The organism is Xenorhabdus koppenhoeferi (assembly GCF_900116635.1).
Lineage (GTDB): Bacteria > Pseudomonadota > Gammaproteobacteria > Enterobacterales > Enterobacteriaceae > Xenorhabdus > Xenorhabdus koppenhoeferi.
On the sequence record NZ_FPBJ01000005.1, the window covers coordinates 24,548 to 40,268 of the forward strand.

A 15,721-nucleotide genomic window follows, 5' to 3' on the forward strand; every position below is an offset into this window, starting at 1 on the left:
ACTTCTCTAATTATAAGCAAAGTAGTTTAGCATGCGAGAGCTAAGTTTAAAGATATACCCGTTATATTATACTTTGCGAAGCGCATCGTACTTTACATTGCAGTGGTTGCAGCATGATTTCCCATCTAATACTGTATATCTATTCAGCAATGTTTGTGCGATAATAACGCGTTTACATATTTTTGCTCTATCAATAATCTGAGAAGTGGTATATGGATAACATCGAAGTTCGGGGCGCCCGCACCCATAATCTCAAGAATATCAATTTGGTAATTCCCCGTGACAAACTAATCGTTATTACTGGGCTGTCCGGCTCCGGTAAATCATCCCTGGCTTTCGATACTCTTTATGCAGAGGGTCAGCGGCGCTATGTGGAATCGCTCTCTGCATATGCCCGCCAGTTTTTATCATTGATGGAAAAACCGGATGTCGATCATATCGAAGGGCTATCCCCAGCGATTTCCATTGAGCAAAAGTCTACTTCCCATAATCCGCGCTCTACGGTCGGGACAATTACTGAAATTCACGATTATCTTCGCCTGCTGTTTGCGCGCGTGGGTGAACCGCGCTGCCCCGAGCACGATATCACTCTGGCAGTGCAAACGATAAGCCAGATGGTGGATAATGTACTGGCATTGCCGGAAAGCCAACGCCTGATGTTGCTGGCCCCTGTCGTCAAGGAGCGCAAGGGTGAGCACACCAAACTGCTGGATAACCTCGCTGCACAAGGCTATATCCGCGCCCGTATTGATGGTGAAGTCTGTGACCTTTCTGATCCACCTAAACTTGAATTGCAGAAAAAACATACCATTGAAGTGGTTATAGATCGTTTCAAGGTACGAGCCGATCTCTCCCAACGGCTGGCAGAATCATTTGAAACCGCACTGGAGCTTTCCGGCGGTACAGCAGTCATTGCTAATATGGATGATGAGCAGGCCGAAGAACTGATCTTCTCCGCCAATTTTGCCTGTTCAATCTGTGGCTATAGTATGAGTGAACTGGAACCACGCCTGTTTTCCTTCAACAATCCTGCCGGTGCCTGCCCGACTTGTGACGGTTTAGGCGTTCAGCAATTTTTCGATCCTGTGCAAGTTGTTCAGAATGGTGATATATCCCTTGCTGGTGGCGCAATACGTGGCTGGGATCGCCGTAATTTTTATTACTTCCAGATGCTGAGATCACTGGCAGAACATTATAAATTCGATATCGAAGTGCCATTTAATCAGTTAAGTTCTGTGATTAGGAAAGTAGTTTTATATGGCTCAGGAAAAGAATCCGTCGAATTTAAATATACCAATGATCGCGGCGATGTGACCGTTCGTAACCACCCGTTCGAAGGTGTCTTGCACAATATAGAGCGCCGCTATAAAGAAACGGAATCTACTGCGGTACGGGAAGATCTGGCAAAATATATCAGCAATCGTTCCTGCGTCTCTTGTGACGGAACCCGACTGCGCAAAGAAGCCCGCTATGTCTTTATTGAAAGCACCACGCTGCCCCAGATTTCTGATTTCAGCATCGGTCATGCGATGGAATTTTTCCAAAATATTAGGCTGAGTGGGCAACGCGCCAAAATTGCTGAAAAAGTTTTGAAAGAGATCCGTGATCGCCTGAAATTTCTGGTTAATGTTGGATTGAATTACCTGACTCTCTCCCGTTCAGCAGAAACACTTTCGGGCGGTGAAGCCCAGCGTATTCGTTTAGCCAGCCAAATTGGTGCAGGTCTTGTCGGCGTAATGTATGTGCTGGATGAACCTTCCATCGGCCTGCATCAGCGGGATAATGAACGTTTGTTGGAAACGTTGCTGCATCTGCGTAATCTGGGTAATACCGTTATTGTGGTCGAACACGATGAAGATGCCATCCGTGCGGCTGATCATATTATCGATATCGGGCCTGGCGCGGGTGTACATGGCGGTGAGATTGTTGCCGAAGGGGTTCTTTCCAATATTATGGAAAGTGAAAAATCTCTCACCGGAAAATTCCTGAGTGGTGAACGCAAAATTGCCATTCCAGAGCAGCGTGTGCCTGCCAATCCTGACAAGATACTAAAATTGATTGGAGCAAAAGGCAATAATCTGAAAAAGGTAACACTAAAACTGCCAGTCGGCTTGTTTACCTGTATCACCGGCGTTTCTGGTTCCGGTAAATCGACGCTGATCAACGATACACTCTTCCCTATCGCCCAGCGTCAGCTAAACGGGGCAACAAACATTAATCCTGCCTCTTATATCGATGTCGAAGGGCTGGAGTATTTTGATAAGGTCATTGATATAGACCAAAGCCCTATTGGCAGAACCCCTCGTTCAAACCCCGCTACTTATACTGGTATATTTACGCCTGTAAGAGAATTATTTTCAGGTGTTCCTGAATCTCGTACCCGTGGCTATACACCGGGACGTTTCAGTTTCAACGTAAAAGGTGGACGCTGTGAAGCCTGTCAGGGCGATGGTGTGATTAAGGTTGAAATGCACTTTCTGCCTGATGTTTATGTACCTTGCGATCAGTGTAAGAGCAAACGTTATAACCGTGAAACGCTGGAAATCAAATATAAAGGCAAGAATATTAATGAAGTGCTGAATATGACCATTGAAGAGGCACGGGAGTTTTTCGATGCTGTCCCTGCCCTCTCCCGTAAGCTGCAAACCTTGATAGATGTTGGTCTTTCCTATATTCGTCTGGGGCAATCGGCAACAACACTGTCAGGCGGGGAAGCACAACGGGTAAAACTGGCACGGGAACTCTCTAAGCGAGGTACAGGCCAGACACTGTATATCCTTGATGAACCGACGACCGGCCTGCATTTTGCGGATATTCAGCAGTTACTGTCTGTCCTGCATCAACTTCGGGATCAGGGAAACACGATTGTTGTGATCGAGCATAATCTGGATGTGATTAAAACGGCTGACTGGATTGTCGATCTCGGCCCTGAAGGAGGGAGCGGTGGTGGTGAAATACTGGTATCGGGAACACCAGAAGAAGTGACCCAGTGTCAGGAATCACATACGGCTCGTTTTTTGAAACCGATACTTGAGCGTGACTAACCTACTGTAGTCACTAAACGTGTCCTGTCTATATTACCCTCCCCCACACAATGGGGAGGATTTCACCTATACACCTCGTCTTTCAAACTGCCTCTTTGTTGGCTGCGCTCGCTCACCCCGGTCACATAGTTATCTATGCTCCCGGGGATTTGCTCTCTTGCCGTCGCGATGCAATTTGAAATCCATTGTGTATATTTTTTAATCAATTACTGACCAAATGCATTGTTATACGTACAAAAAAGCATTTTTCTACAGCCATTTTTAATAAAATAACCTTTCGTAAATTAGTATCGTATTGTTGATCTAATATTAATACTGATCACATTTTTCACGCACTAATGACATAATATATGTCTCATACTTATAATGGAGATTAAATATGTATATGTTTTTACCGTTTTTAATTGCGTTGGTTATAATTATCTCAGTAATTACACGCAAGAAAAAGCTGACATACTCACTTTGGTTTGCTTTATTAATCATCACGGTATTTTGGTTTCAATATCATGCCACTGATGCACTGAATCTTTCTTTCTGATCGGAGGCTGTAATGCATAATACAATATCAACACAACGTGATATTAATCTCGCGACGAGCTTAAATATTCTCGGTCTATTCGGTATCAGTGTTATTTTGATAGTCGCATTTTATTATCAATTAGCACGTTTTGAACTTCCCTGCCCATTATGTCTATTGCAACGTGCCGGCATTATCATGATCGGGTTCGGCTTTTTGTTTAATATTTACTTTGGTATAAAAAATACCCATTACAGTATTTCAATTATTGGCTGTATTGTAACTGGCTTCGTTGCCATGCGTCATGTTTCTCTTCATATCCTGCCAGGTGATACAGGATATGGTTCAACTTTCTTCGGGTTACACTTTTATACTTGGGCTGCAATCGTATCAATTCTGACCATTATTGCCATTGCGGTAATTATGCCTCTGAAAACAGGCAATACCGACTCTGCAAGATACACTCCACCAATGTTGGGCAAAATTGCCATGGGGTTATTCGCATTTTTGATCGCTGCCAATTTGATTTCTACCATTCTGGAATGTGGCGGTGGGCAGTGTGATGATAACCCAACGTTCTATGAGTTGTTGAAAAAGTAACACTTCATATTATTAATAATAGAGCAGGAAGGCTAACTTATTTCCTCAGCCTTCCACTTTCAACAAAAATCTATGGAATGATATTCTGTCATTATCGATTCAATAATACCGAATCAATGAAATAACAGACTTCATGTGTTTCTTCAGGTGTACATCATTAGAACAGGGGGAATGTTTAATTCTATAGGTGGTAAGCCACTAATTTACCGCAGCAAATGCCTCTGCAATGCGTAGCACGTTATAATGGTTCACGCCAGCCATACAAACACGGCCAGAACCAACCAGATAAACGCCAAACTCTTCACGCAATCGATCAACCTGTTCCTGACTGAATCCGGTATAGCTGAACATACCACGCTGTTTCAGTAGATAGTCAAAATTTTTCTCTGGCAAGGATTTTTTCAGGGTATTGACTAAAACTGCCCGCATTTCCCGAATGCGTAAACGCATTTGTTCAACTTCTTCCAGCCACTGTTTTTTTAATTCAGGATCACATAATACTCTGGCAACGACCTGAGCACCAAAATTAGGTGGGCTAGAATAGATGCGACGCACACTCGCTTTCAATTGTTCCAAGACATGTTCTGCTACTTTTGTATCATCACAAACAACGGATAATCCACCGACGCGCTCACCATATAGTGAAAAGATTTTCGAAAATGAATTACTAATCAGACAAGGTAATTCCGCATTTGCCATTGCGCGAATTGCATAAGTATCATCTTCCATGCCATCTGCAAATCCCTGATAGGCGATATCAAGGAAAGGAAGCAATTCCCGCTCTTGGGCAATCTGAATCACCTGATCCCATTGGTCATTAGTTAGATCTGAGCCTGTTGGGTTATGGCAACAAGGGTGCATCAAAATAATACTTTTTGTCGGCAGCTGTTTGAATGTAGACAGCATTTCATCAAATTTTACCCCTTTGGTCTTGTCATCAAAATAAGGGTAATAATTCACCTTAATTCCTGCCCCAGCAAAAATGGAAGTATGGTTTTCCCAGGTTGGATCACTGCACCATACTTCAGAATCAGGGAAATAACGGTGTAAGAAATCTGCACCCACTTTCAATGCTCCTGATCCCCCCACTGTTTGAATGGTTGCGATGTGTTTCTGATTTAACAATGGATGATCTTTGCCAAATAGCAATTCCTGAATTGCCACGCGATAGGCAAATAATCCTTCCATCGGAAGATAAAGAGAAGCAGACTGAGGCAGAGTGCTCATTTGTTTTTTTGCGTTTGCAACAGCCTGTAATTGAGGAGTGATACCTTGTGCATCGTAGTAAAGGCCGATGCTCAAATTAATTTTTTCTTCTCTGGGATCGTTATTAAATGCTTCCATTAACGACAGGATAGGATCACCTGCGTATGAATCAATATGCTGGAACACGATATTATACTCCCTGCTGCTGAGTTATATGAAAAACACATTAGCAGACAATATAACTTAGTGAATTACGCGTCTAGATATTCCATTGCAACACGTGAAGTCAATTTAGTCATTAACTCGTAAGCACTGACGCCAGAGTGTTCCGCAATTTTTTCTACAGGCAGGGCGCTGCCCCAAAGGATCACCTCGTCCCCGACTTTGTCCTGACACGCAGGCCCTAAATCCACCATAATCATATCCAATCCGGGCAACACCGAAACAGTCAGCGTCTTCCATTGTGTGCGCAGTTTCTAATAAACCATGTCCATAGGCGTTTGCTTTCACAACTGCAATCACGTTACTGCCAGGAGCTTGTACCCTGACTTGTTGCAGGTTATGTCGCAGAGCGCGGCGGTCTATAACAGCAGTTGCCGCTTTCATTTTGTCCCCTTCTTTTATAATGTTCCTGTCCGGTTTAGTCAATACGGCCTATCCTCATAGGCACCGATGATTACAAATCATTTGGAATATGGGAAATAGGCGCTAAGTTTATTCATCACTATAGCTCGGGCATGCGTAGTTATCGAAGCGTGACCATTGACCATTAAAAGTCAACCTTACCGTACCGATAGGGCCATTACGCTGTTTACCAAGGATAATTTCTGCCACACCTTTCAGTTCACTATTGTCGTGATATACCTCGTCACGATAGATAAACATGATCAAGTCGGCATCCTGCTCAATGGAGCCTGATTCACGCAGGTCGGAGTTAACCGGACGCTTATCGGCCCGCTGTTCCAAACTACGGTTAAGCTGGGATAATGCAACAATCGGAACTTGAAGTTCTTTTGCCAGTGCTTTCAAAGAACGGGATATTTCGGCAATTTCCAGTGTCCGGTTATCAGATAGCGAAGGTACCCGCATCAATTGCAGATAGTCGATCATAATCAAGCTAAGTCCGCCATGTTCGCGGAAAACCCGTCTCGCACGGGAACGCACTTCTGTTGGAGTCAGGCCAGATGAATCATCAATATACATATTACGTTTTTCCAGCAATATCCCCATAGTGCTGGAAATACGAGCCCAGTCTTCATCATCAAGCTGACCGGTACGAATACGCGTTTGATCCACTCGGGAAAGGGATGCCAGCATACGCATCATGATCTGATTGCCGGGCATCTCAAGGCTGAAAATCAGAACAGGTTTATCCTGCATCATCGCTGCGTTTTCACACAGGTTCATCGCAAAAGTGGTTTTTCCCATTGAGGGACGTGCTGCGACAATGATTAAGTCTGATTTTTGCAACCCTGAGGTCTTTTTATCCAGATTTTGATACCCTGTAGAAACACCTGTCACACCATCGTGCGGACGCTGGTAGAGCAGTTCAATTCGCTCAACGGTTTCTTCAAGGATCTGCTCAATGCCTTTCGGACCTTCATCTTTATTTGCCCGATTTTCTGCAATCTGGAATACCCGTGATTCTGCCAAATCCAGCAGCTCTTCACTGGTTCTCCCTTGCGGATCATAACCCGCATCCGCAATTTCATTTGCCACGGCTATCATGTCACGAACGACGGCTCGCTCACGGACAATATCAGCATACGCATTGATATTCGCGGCACTTGGTGTGTTTTTTGACAGTTCAGCCAGATAGGAAAACCCGCCGACATTATCGAGTTCACCATTCAGTTCAAGAGATTCCGATAATGTAATTAAGTCAATAGGTTTACCCGTTTCGAGTAAACGCTGCATTTCGGAGAAAATACGCCTGTGTGGTCGGCTGAAAAAATCATTGCTGTTGACCCGTTCGGAAACATTATCCCAACGTTCGTTATCCAGCATCAAACCGCCCAACACGGATTGCTCTGCTTCCAAAGAGTGTGGTGGAAGTTTCAGCCCTTCCACTTGGCGATCTTTTGGTTCAGCCATACTGTTGTTAGTTGGTTTTTTTCCAGCCATGTATACCGCATCAATCCACTAAACAAGAACAAAATAGGGAATCAGTATACGCCATGAAAACAGCCTTGAGTAATTATATATACCCAATGGATTTCAAGTTGCATTGCAACGGCAAGAGAGCAAATCCCCGGGAGCATAGATAACTATGTGGCCGGGGTGAGAGAGCGCAGCCAAATAAAGAGGCAGTTTGAAAGACGAAGTGTATACTCTCTTCTTTATAAAGAAAAACAGATAGCATATTGAGAGTCTTGCTATTGGCAAATTTTTTAGAGTTACTCCATATTCCATAAAATCAGCGTTAAATCTATTTAATGAAATCGCAGTACAATAAACTGTACTGCGATTAATATTAAGCAGTATTTTTGTCTCAAACTTACTGACTCAAGTGAGATATTTCCTGTTTATGTTTGTTTTCACTTAACATAACAAACAGCAATAAAACAACAGACAATGCACTACCGCCGATCATGATCATAAAACCACCATTCCAGCCAAAGTAGTCAACGGTGTAACCAACGATGGCGCTGGCAGCCACTGAACCACCCAGATAGCCAAACAGACCGGTAAAGCCCGCCGCTGTTCCGGCTGCTTTTTTCGGTGCCAGTTCAAGGGCATGCAAGCCAATCAGCATAACAGGGCCGTAAATCAGGAAACCGATAACCAGCATACAAAGCGTATCGATAGTCGGGTTACCTGCTGGGTTCATCCAGAATATAATAGTGGCAATAGTCACCAATATCATAAAGAATACACCGGTTGCCCCACGGTTGCCCTTAAATACTTTGTCAGACATCCAGCCGCACAACAGCGTACCCGGAATACCCGCATACTCATACAGGAAGTAGGCCCAGGAAGATTTATCCAGCGTAAAGTGTTTCACTTCTCTTAAGTAAGTTGGTGACCAGTCAAGGATGCCGTAACGCAACAGGTATACAAATACGTTGGCAATCGCGATCATCCACAGCAACTTGTTGGGTAGAACATACTGCACGAAAATTTCTTTTGCAGTCAGTTCTTTTTCATCTTTTTCAGTGTAATCAGGTGGGTAATCATCTTTGTACTCTTCGATTGGTGGCAGACCACAAGATTGTGGTGTATCACGCATCAAGGCGAAACTCATGATAGCCACGAGGATAGCTGCAAATGCAGGCATATATAGAGCAGCTTTCCAATCATTGAACCAAGCCATACCTAAAAGGAACAATAATGGCGGTAAACCACCACCAACGTTATGGGCACAATTCCATATAGAAACAATTCCGCCACGTTCTTTCTGTGACCACCAGTGAACCATTGTGCGTCCACAAGGAGGCCAACCCATGCCTTGGAACCAACCACAGAAGAACAGTAATACAAACATAATAGCAATGCTGGATGTTGCCCACGGTACAAATCCCATAAACAGCATGACGGCCGCGGCCATTATCAGACCAGCAGGTAAGAAAACACGTGGATTCGAACGATCGGAAATAGAACCCATGATGAATTTTGAGAATCCGTATGCAATTGAAATTCCCGAGAGAGCGAAGCCAAGATCTCCTTTGGAAAAGCCTTGCTCTACTAAATAAGGCATCGCCAGAGTAAAGTTTTTTCTTACCAGGTAGTAGGCAGCATAGCCAAAGAAGATCCCTATAAAAATTTGCCAGCGCAAGCGACGATAGAGTGGATCTATCTCTTGCGCAGGTAATTGGGCTTTATGGGGAGCCGGTTTAAAAATACTTAACATGTCTGTCTCCACGTGACTTCTGTATGAGCGAATCACCACTATTGAGCAATGATGGCATTAAACAAAAAAACTTAACAAGATATTTTCTATATCGAAGGAAATATTAGCCAAGATAACCTAATATGACAGTGAGGTATTGCTAGCATATAGATATAATTTCGTAAAGTGGATGATTTTGAGTGATTTAGAGGGTTTTTAAAATAGAATTTATTCGTTTTATTGTGATCTACGTCACAATAAAACGCTTTTCTTATTTGTTTTTGTACGTTTCAAGTTCGTTTATGTTCTTTATCCTACAAAAACTCATTATTATTAGGGACATTTTTCTCACTAATCATAAACCTATAACAAAATAGTCTATGTAAATACAAATATTATAAGTTTAATTTAATAATGAATGGTGGCATTCTTTTGTCTGTAGGTTAGTAAAATATACTGTTTATCTAATAGTATTATTTAAATAATGTGTTTGTTTATTCCTCGGTATTTATTTTTTATTTACATGTTTTGCGTTTTTTATAACAGGATTACAAATAAAATTATTGAAATTAAAATTCAAAATAATAGATATTACCACAAATAGTTATTCGTACTCATGATCCAGTGTTTATGTAGTATAGGATAGCTGTTTTAAGGATATAATTATAATTATATCAGTAAGTTGAATGAGTTTGGCGGCAGATTGTATAGGCGTAATACACTCTGTTTCCGATAAACAAGTAGCTTTATATAAGTTGATTATTTGATTAACTAAGTATCACAAAATAATACTAATTAATATGTTTATTGAATTCATACTAAACTTTTGCAGTTTATTTTATTTGATTCAGTTACAGTCAACATAAGGCATTTAAAAATGCCGAATGTAGACCAAGGCTGAAAGATAACGACTACCAGCATTGATGTCTCCATTCATCATGAAAAATGATGAGAACAATGGAGCCCAAAATGAGAGCATTATTATGAATACTTACACACACAAGGCAATATTACACACAGCATTTACTGGGCAAAAATTCTCTCCTGCTATTGATATTGAAACTAAAACTAATAGTGATATCAGTCAAATGACAGAAGACCTAGAACCGTGGTTTAAAAATGTCCCCTCTCGCTTAGCTGAGCTGGCAAATGTGATACCGAATGATATCGCCGTTTCTGATCCACATGAAACGCTGACATTTGGTGAATTGCATCAACGAATTGAAAATGCGGCATATGTCTTGCGCCACCAAGGTGTAAAAATGGGCAGCAATGTTGCTATTGCTGCCCGGCGGGGAATTGCATGGTTTGTTACCATGCAGGCAATTTGGCGGCTTGGAGCGGTGTATATCCCCCTGAACACCATGATGCCTGAAAAACGTCTGAACGATATTCTCGCCAGCCTGCCGGAAAGTATTCTGGTATCTGATGATACGGTGTCGTCGGGGCTGAAGGCAGCAACCTTAATCCCGATGGATATGGTATTAAATAATGTTAATGAGATGACAGAAGCAGAAATTGTAGGAAATATTGATATCCCTGTGCTGGGGAATCACCCAGCTTATGTGATGTTTACCTCTGGCTCCACTGGGTTGCCAAAGTCAGTGCAAGTACAGCATGAAAATCTGGTTGCCTGCTTATGCGGGTTTGGCAAACTGCTGTCAGTCAGTCAACATGACCATATGTTGGCACTGTCCACATTCTCTTTTGATATCTCAGTTTTAGAATTGCTGCTGACCGTGGTGCATGGTGGCAGTATCTATATCGCTTCAATTGATACCCAACGTGACGCGACAGCCTTGTCTGAAACGTTGTCAAATCCACAATTTACCTTTGCTCAAGCGACACCTGTGACTTGGTCAATGGCTCTGAATGCAGGTTGGAAACCCCGCTCTGAAATGGTCATGCTTTGCGGTGGAGAGGCGCTGTCACAAGATCTGGCAGATCAACTAATGGCCACAGGTGGTACGTTATGGAACGTTTATGGCCCGACAGAAACAACTATCTGGTCAACGGCATTCCGCATGAAAAAAGGAGATAAAGTTCAATTGGGTGGTCCCATTCCTGGTACGAGTATTACGATTGTAGATCAGTACCTGCGTCCTGTTCCGAAAGGAACCGTGGGGGAAATTCTCATCGGAGGGATGGGTGTGACTGCGGGGTATCGCAATAACCCGACTGAAACTGCGAAAAGATATGTTCCCGATATGACCCAAAAAGGAAAAAGAGCATATCTGACGGGCGATATGGCGCGTATGCTGGAAGATGGTTCCTTTATTTATATGGGTAGACAGGATGATCAGGTAAAAGTGCGTGGATATCGGATAGAATTGGGTGAGATAGAAATTGCATTAAGAAAACAAGACAGTGTACAGGATGCGATTATCCGGGTAGCTGGTAATGGAGATCTTGCCAAGATTCAAGCGTTTATCCTGTTCAATCCGAATATGGTTGTGCCAGAAGAGTGGGTACGCGAAACACAATTAGCGCTCAGGGAAATGCTGCATGAAGCCTGGATACCGACTGAATATTACCGTATTCCTTATATTCCGCTGACAAGCAGTGGCAAAAGAGATAAAAAGCGGTTGGAAGAAGTTGCGGAACGAATGAACGCCAGTTATGACGTGGTACAGCCACAGACAGAAACTGAAAAACGCGTTTATGCCATTTGGCGTGATTTACTGTCAACAGATGTATTTGGGATCACTGATGATTTCTTCCAGATAGGGGGGCACTCCATCCTGGTCGCCCGCATGGTAGAGAACATTGAAAAGGCATTTTTATTGAGGATACCGATTTCTGGTATCTATGTGGAGCCGACAGTTGCCAGAATCTCAGCCATTTTGGATGAAATGATAGTCGCACGTCAGATGCATCCCGCTCGGATTGTGGGAACTTATCATAGTGAAGCGTTGATTCGCCAACATGCCGAGACCCTCAGGAATGATGTCTATCTGAAAGAGGGTGTTCGCCCTGATGGATTGCCTCATGCCAACTGGTATCAGCCAGATGCAGTTTTGCTGACTGGTGCTACCGGATATCTCGGGCTACATCTGCTGGAGCAACTGTTGAAACAGACCTCAGCCAAAGTTATCTGTCTGTGCCGTGCATCCGATGAAGAACATGCCCTCAATAGAATCAAGGCCGGATTCACCAATTACCAGATTGATGTTGGTAATGGGCTGGACCGTGTGGAATTCGTGATTGGTGATTTGGGGCAGCCACGTTTTGGCCTGTTACCGGAAACATGGGAGCAACTTGCAGAAACTGTCGATGTTATTTATCACAACGGAGCACTGGTTAATTTTATCTACCCTTATAGTGCACTGAAAAGTATCAATGTTGATGGAACCAGAACAGCGCTGGAGCTGGCTTGTACCACACGCCTGAAACATTTCCATTATGTTTCTTCCGTTAATGCACTGTTTGCTACCGAATCACCTCGTCCTTATATGGAAGATGATCGTGCCATGAGTGAATCGGTACGTGATCCTTCCGGTTATTCTGGCAGTAAGTGGGTATCAGAAGGGATCATAAATATTGCCCGCAATAGAAATGTTCCCGTAAGTATTTATCGTCCGGGCCTGATTCTGGGACACACCCGTACAGGGGCTGCACAGGGTAATGATTATCTGGTTGCGTCTTTGAAAGGTTATTTGTCAATGGGCTTCTATCCAAATCATGCTTTACTGCTTGATATCGTACCCGTTGATTATGTGGCTGCATCGCTGGTTCATATCTCCAGAAAACCGGAATCAAATGGGAAATTTTTCAATTTGTTCAATCCAGAACAAGTTTCCATCCGGCAATTTTTCGACTGGGTACAGGATTTTGGCTATATCCTCAACCCTGTGCCATTTGATGAGGGGAAAGAGAAGATCCTTGCATTAAATGATACTCACCCTCTGTACCCATTAATTCCGCTGATCAGGGATATGACAGAAAGGCCTTATCGGGCATTGGATCCTGCTTATATCGACGAAATACATCCCGAATTGGAGCTGAAAAATACGTTGTCAGGGCTAACTGGAAGTGACATTCGTTGTCCAACAATTACGGCTGGATATGTCCATCAGGTATTGCGTTATTTGATTGGTACTGGGTTCTTGCCCGCTCTTCTGACAAAGAATTTCAAACAGGAGGCTGTAGCATGAAACAGTTAACCGGAAGTAATACCATGAATTGGATGGTGGTCATCAATGTCAAGAAACAGTATTCGGTCTGGCCGACGGAGTATGAAATTCCGATGGGGTGGATAGCAACGGGAAGAATGGGATCTAAAGAAGAGTGTTTGGATCATGTTGCCAACATTTGGTCTGAGCCGACAAAATAGACCAAAGGTAGATATTCACAGGTTGTATACCCAATGGATTTCAAGTTGCATCGCGACGGCAAGAGAGCAAATCCCCGGGAGCATAGCTAACTATGTGACCGGGGTGAGTGAGCGCAGCCAAAAAAGAGGCAGTTTGAAAGACGAAGTGTATAATAGATAATTATTAATCATCATTTAACCATAATCATGGGTATGTTCCTGCGGGGCATGCCCATTTTTATGGTGCGCTGATGTGACACACTAATTTTGGTCACCATGACAGAAGTGGTTTCTATCGAACTCCGTTAAAACCCTTTTGGACATCGTAAGCTCACTGGTAAACTAGCGGTTTATTTTATTTTATTTTATTTTCTGGGTTGGGTGGTATATCTTGCCGCCCAGAAGCAATTTGCTATCCAATGGAAACTTACTATGCGTACTAGCCAATATCTGCTCTCTACTTTAAAAGAGACGCCTGCTGATGCAGAAGTAGTCAGTCATAAACTGATGCTTCGTGCCGGAATGATCCGTAAACTTGCTTCTGGTCTATACAACTGGATGCCGACAGGTGTTCGTGTGTTGAGAAAAGTTGAAAACATTGTTCGTGAAGAGATGAATAATGCGGGAGCGGTTGAGGTTTCCATGCCGATAGTTCAGCCAGCAGATTTGTGGCAGGAAAGCGGTCGTTGGGAACAATATGGTGCTGAATTGCTTCGTTTTGTTGATCGTGGTGAGCGTCCTTTTGTTTTGGGACCAACTCATGAAGAAGTTATCACTGATTTGGTTCGCAATGAAATCACTTCATACAAACAGCTTCCATTGAATTTGTTCCAGATCCAGACCAAATTCCGTGACGAAGTTCGTCCACGCTTTGGCGTTATGCGTTCACGTGAATTTATCATGAAAGATGCTTACTCTTTCCATACCAGCCAAGAGTCTCTGCAAGAGACTTACGACAAAATGTACGATGCCTACAGCAAAATCTTTACCCGTATCGGGCTGGATTTCCGCGCGGTTCTGGCAGATACCGGTTCAATCGGTGGAAGTGCTTCCCACGAATTCCAAGTTCTGGCAGCCAGCGGTGAAGATGATATCGTGTTCTCTACCGAATCTAACTACGCAGCTAATATCGAATTGGCAGAAGCTATCATGCCATCTCATGAACGCGCAGCTCCATCTGAGGAAATGCGTCTGGTCGATACACCAAATGCAAAAACCATTACTGAGCTGGTTGAACAATTCAGCCTGCCTATTGAAAAAACCGTCAAGACCTTGATTGTTCACGCCACAGAAGAAAGCGGACACAAATTGGTTGCTCTGCTGGTACGTGGTGACCATGAACTGAACGAAATAAAAGCAGAAAAATTGCCTTTGGTAGCCAGCCCGTTGAATTTTGCTACTGAAGAAGAAATCCGTACCATTGTGAATGCAGGACCGGGTTCTTTAGGCCCAGTCAATCTGCCAATGCCTGTTATTATTGATCGTAGTGTATCCGTCATGAGTGATTTCGGTGCCGGTGCCAATATCGATGACAAACATTACTTCGGCATTAACTGGGAGCGTGACTTAGCTCTGCCAGAAATTGCAGATATCCGTAATGTCATTGAAGGTGATACCAGCCCAGACGGTAAGGGAACACTGTTAATCAAACGTGGTATTGAAGTGGGGCATATCTTCCAGCTAGGTACTAAATACTCCGAAGCGCTGAAAGCAACCGTACAAAACGAGGATGGCCATAATCAAGTTGTCACTATGGGGTGTTATGGTATCGGTGTAACCCGTATCGTTGCTGCTGCCATTGAACAGAACCACGACGATCGTGGCATTATCTGGCCAAGTGCTATTGCTCCGTTCCAAGTAGCAATTCTGCCAATGAACATGCACAAATCTTACCGGGTGAAAGAAGTTACTGAGAAACTGTATGTTGACTTACGTACCAACGGTATTGATGTGATTTTTGATGATCGTAAAGAACGCCCGGGAGTCATGTTTGCTGATATGGAGCTGATCGGCGTACCACATACTCTGGTCATCGGTGATCGCAATCTGGACAACGATGAAATTGAATATAAATCCCGCCATACTGGTGATAAGCAGATGCTGAAACTGGAAAACATTGTTGAATTTCTGAAAGAGCAAATTCAGCAAGCTTAATCTTGCTTGAGAATATCAACTCAAATTGACAAAAACCTGCGTACTCGTGGCGCAGGTTT

The 15,721-nt window shown here is 43.3% G+C and carries 10 protein-coding genes and 1 pseudogene; 6 read left to right on the forward strand and 5 right to left on the reverse strand.

Going from position 1 to position 15,721, the window contains the following annotated elements:
* Window positions 1–212: 212 nt before the first annotated feature.
* The 3 genes from uvrA (at window position 213) to BM329_RS02660 (ending at window position 4,161) form a co-directional block, all read left to right on the forward strand.
* A complete protein-coding gene (gene uvrA / locus BM329_RS02655) occupies window positions 213–3,044 on the forward strand; it encodes an excinuclease ABC subunit UvrA (RefSeq protein ID WP_092548516.1) in 2,832 nt (943 codons plus the stop codon).
* Window positions 3,045–3,429: 385 nt separating this feature from the next.
* A complete protein-coding gene (locus BM329_RS14960) occupies window positions 3,430–3,582 on the forward strand; it encodes a DUF5993 family protein (RefSeq protein ID WP_422643803.1) in 153 nt (50 codons plus the stop codon).
* A 12-nt stretch (window positions 3,583–3,594) separates the two neighbouring features.
* Window positions 3,595–4,161, forward strand: coding sequence for a disulfide bond formation protein B (locus BM329_RS02660; RefSeq protein WP_092548519.1), 567 nt, complete (start codon window positions 3,595–3,597; stop codon window positions 4,159–4,161).
* Window positions 4,162–4,359: 198 nt separating this feature from the next.
* Here BM329_RS02660 and BM329_RS02665 read toward each other — a convergent pair whose 3' ends face one another.
* From BM329_RS02665 to glpT, 5 genes and pseudogenes are all read right to left on the reverse strand, one after another.
* Window positions 4,360–5,553 carry an amino acid aminotransferase gene (locus tag BM329_RS02665; RefSeq protein WP_092548522.1) on the reverse strand — a complete coding sequence of 398 codons (1,194 nt, stop codon included), beginning with the start codon at window positions 5,551–5,553 and terminating at the stop codon, window positions 4,360–4,362.
* A 65-nt stretch (window positions 5,554–5,618) separates the two neighbouring features.
* Window positions 5,619–5,789, reverse strand: a complete 171-nt coding sequence (locus BM329_RS02670) for an alanine racemase C-terminal domain-containing protein (protein WP_092548524.1) — start codon at window positions 5,787–5,789, stop codon at window positions 5,619–5,621.
* A gap of 4 nt (window positions 5,790–5,793) precedes the next feature.
* Window positions 5,794–5,973: pseudogene (locus BM329_RS02675) on the reverse strand (alanine racemase); the annotation flags it as partial.
* A 108-nt stretch (window positions 5,974–6,081) separates the two neighbouring features.
* Window positions 6,082–7,491: a replicative DNA helicase gene (dnaB, locus tag BM329_RS02680; protein ID WP_092548527.1), complete on the reverse strand. Its 1,410-nt coding sequence runs from the start codon at window positions 7,489–7,491 to the stop codon at window positions 6,082–6,084.
* A gap of 373 nt (window positions 7,492–7,864) precedes the next feature.
* Window positions 7,865–9,217, reverse strand: a complete 1,353-nt coding sequence (gene glpT / locus BM329_RS02685; protein WP_092548530.1) for a glycerol-3-phosphate transporter — start codon at window positions 9,215–9,217, stop codon at window positions 7,865–7,867.
* A gap of 962 nt (window positions 9,218–10,179) precedes the next feature.
* On the opposite strand from glpT, the gene BM329_RS02690 reads away from it, so the two are divergent.
* From BM329_RS02690 to proS, 3 genes are all read left to right on the forward strand, one after another.
* The gene (locus BM329_RS02690) at window positions 10,180–13,350 is read left to right on the forward strand and encodes a thioester reductase domain-containing protein (RefSeq protein ID WP_245758995.1); all 3,171 of its coding nucleotides are present in this window, start codon (window positions 10,180–10,182) and stop codon (window positions 13,348–13,350) included.
* A complete protein-coding gene (locus tag BM329_RS02695) occupies window positions 13,347–13,529 on the forward strand; it encodes an MbtH family NRPS accessory protein (protein ID WP_092548533.1) in 183 nt (60 codons plus the stop codon). Before BM329_RS02690 ends, BM329_RS02695 begins: the two co-directional genes overlap by 4 nt.
* Before the next feature lie 411 nt (window positions 13,530–13,940).
* The gene (gene proS, locus BM329_RS02700) at window positions 13,941–15,662 is read left to right on the forward strand and encodes a proline--tRNA ligase (protein WP_092548536.1); all 1,722 of its coding nucleotides are present in this window, start codon (window positions 13,941–13,943) and stop codon (window positions 15,660–15,662) included.
* Window positions 15,663–15,721: the final 59 nt, after the last annotated feature.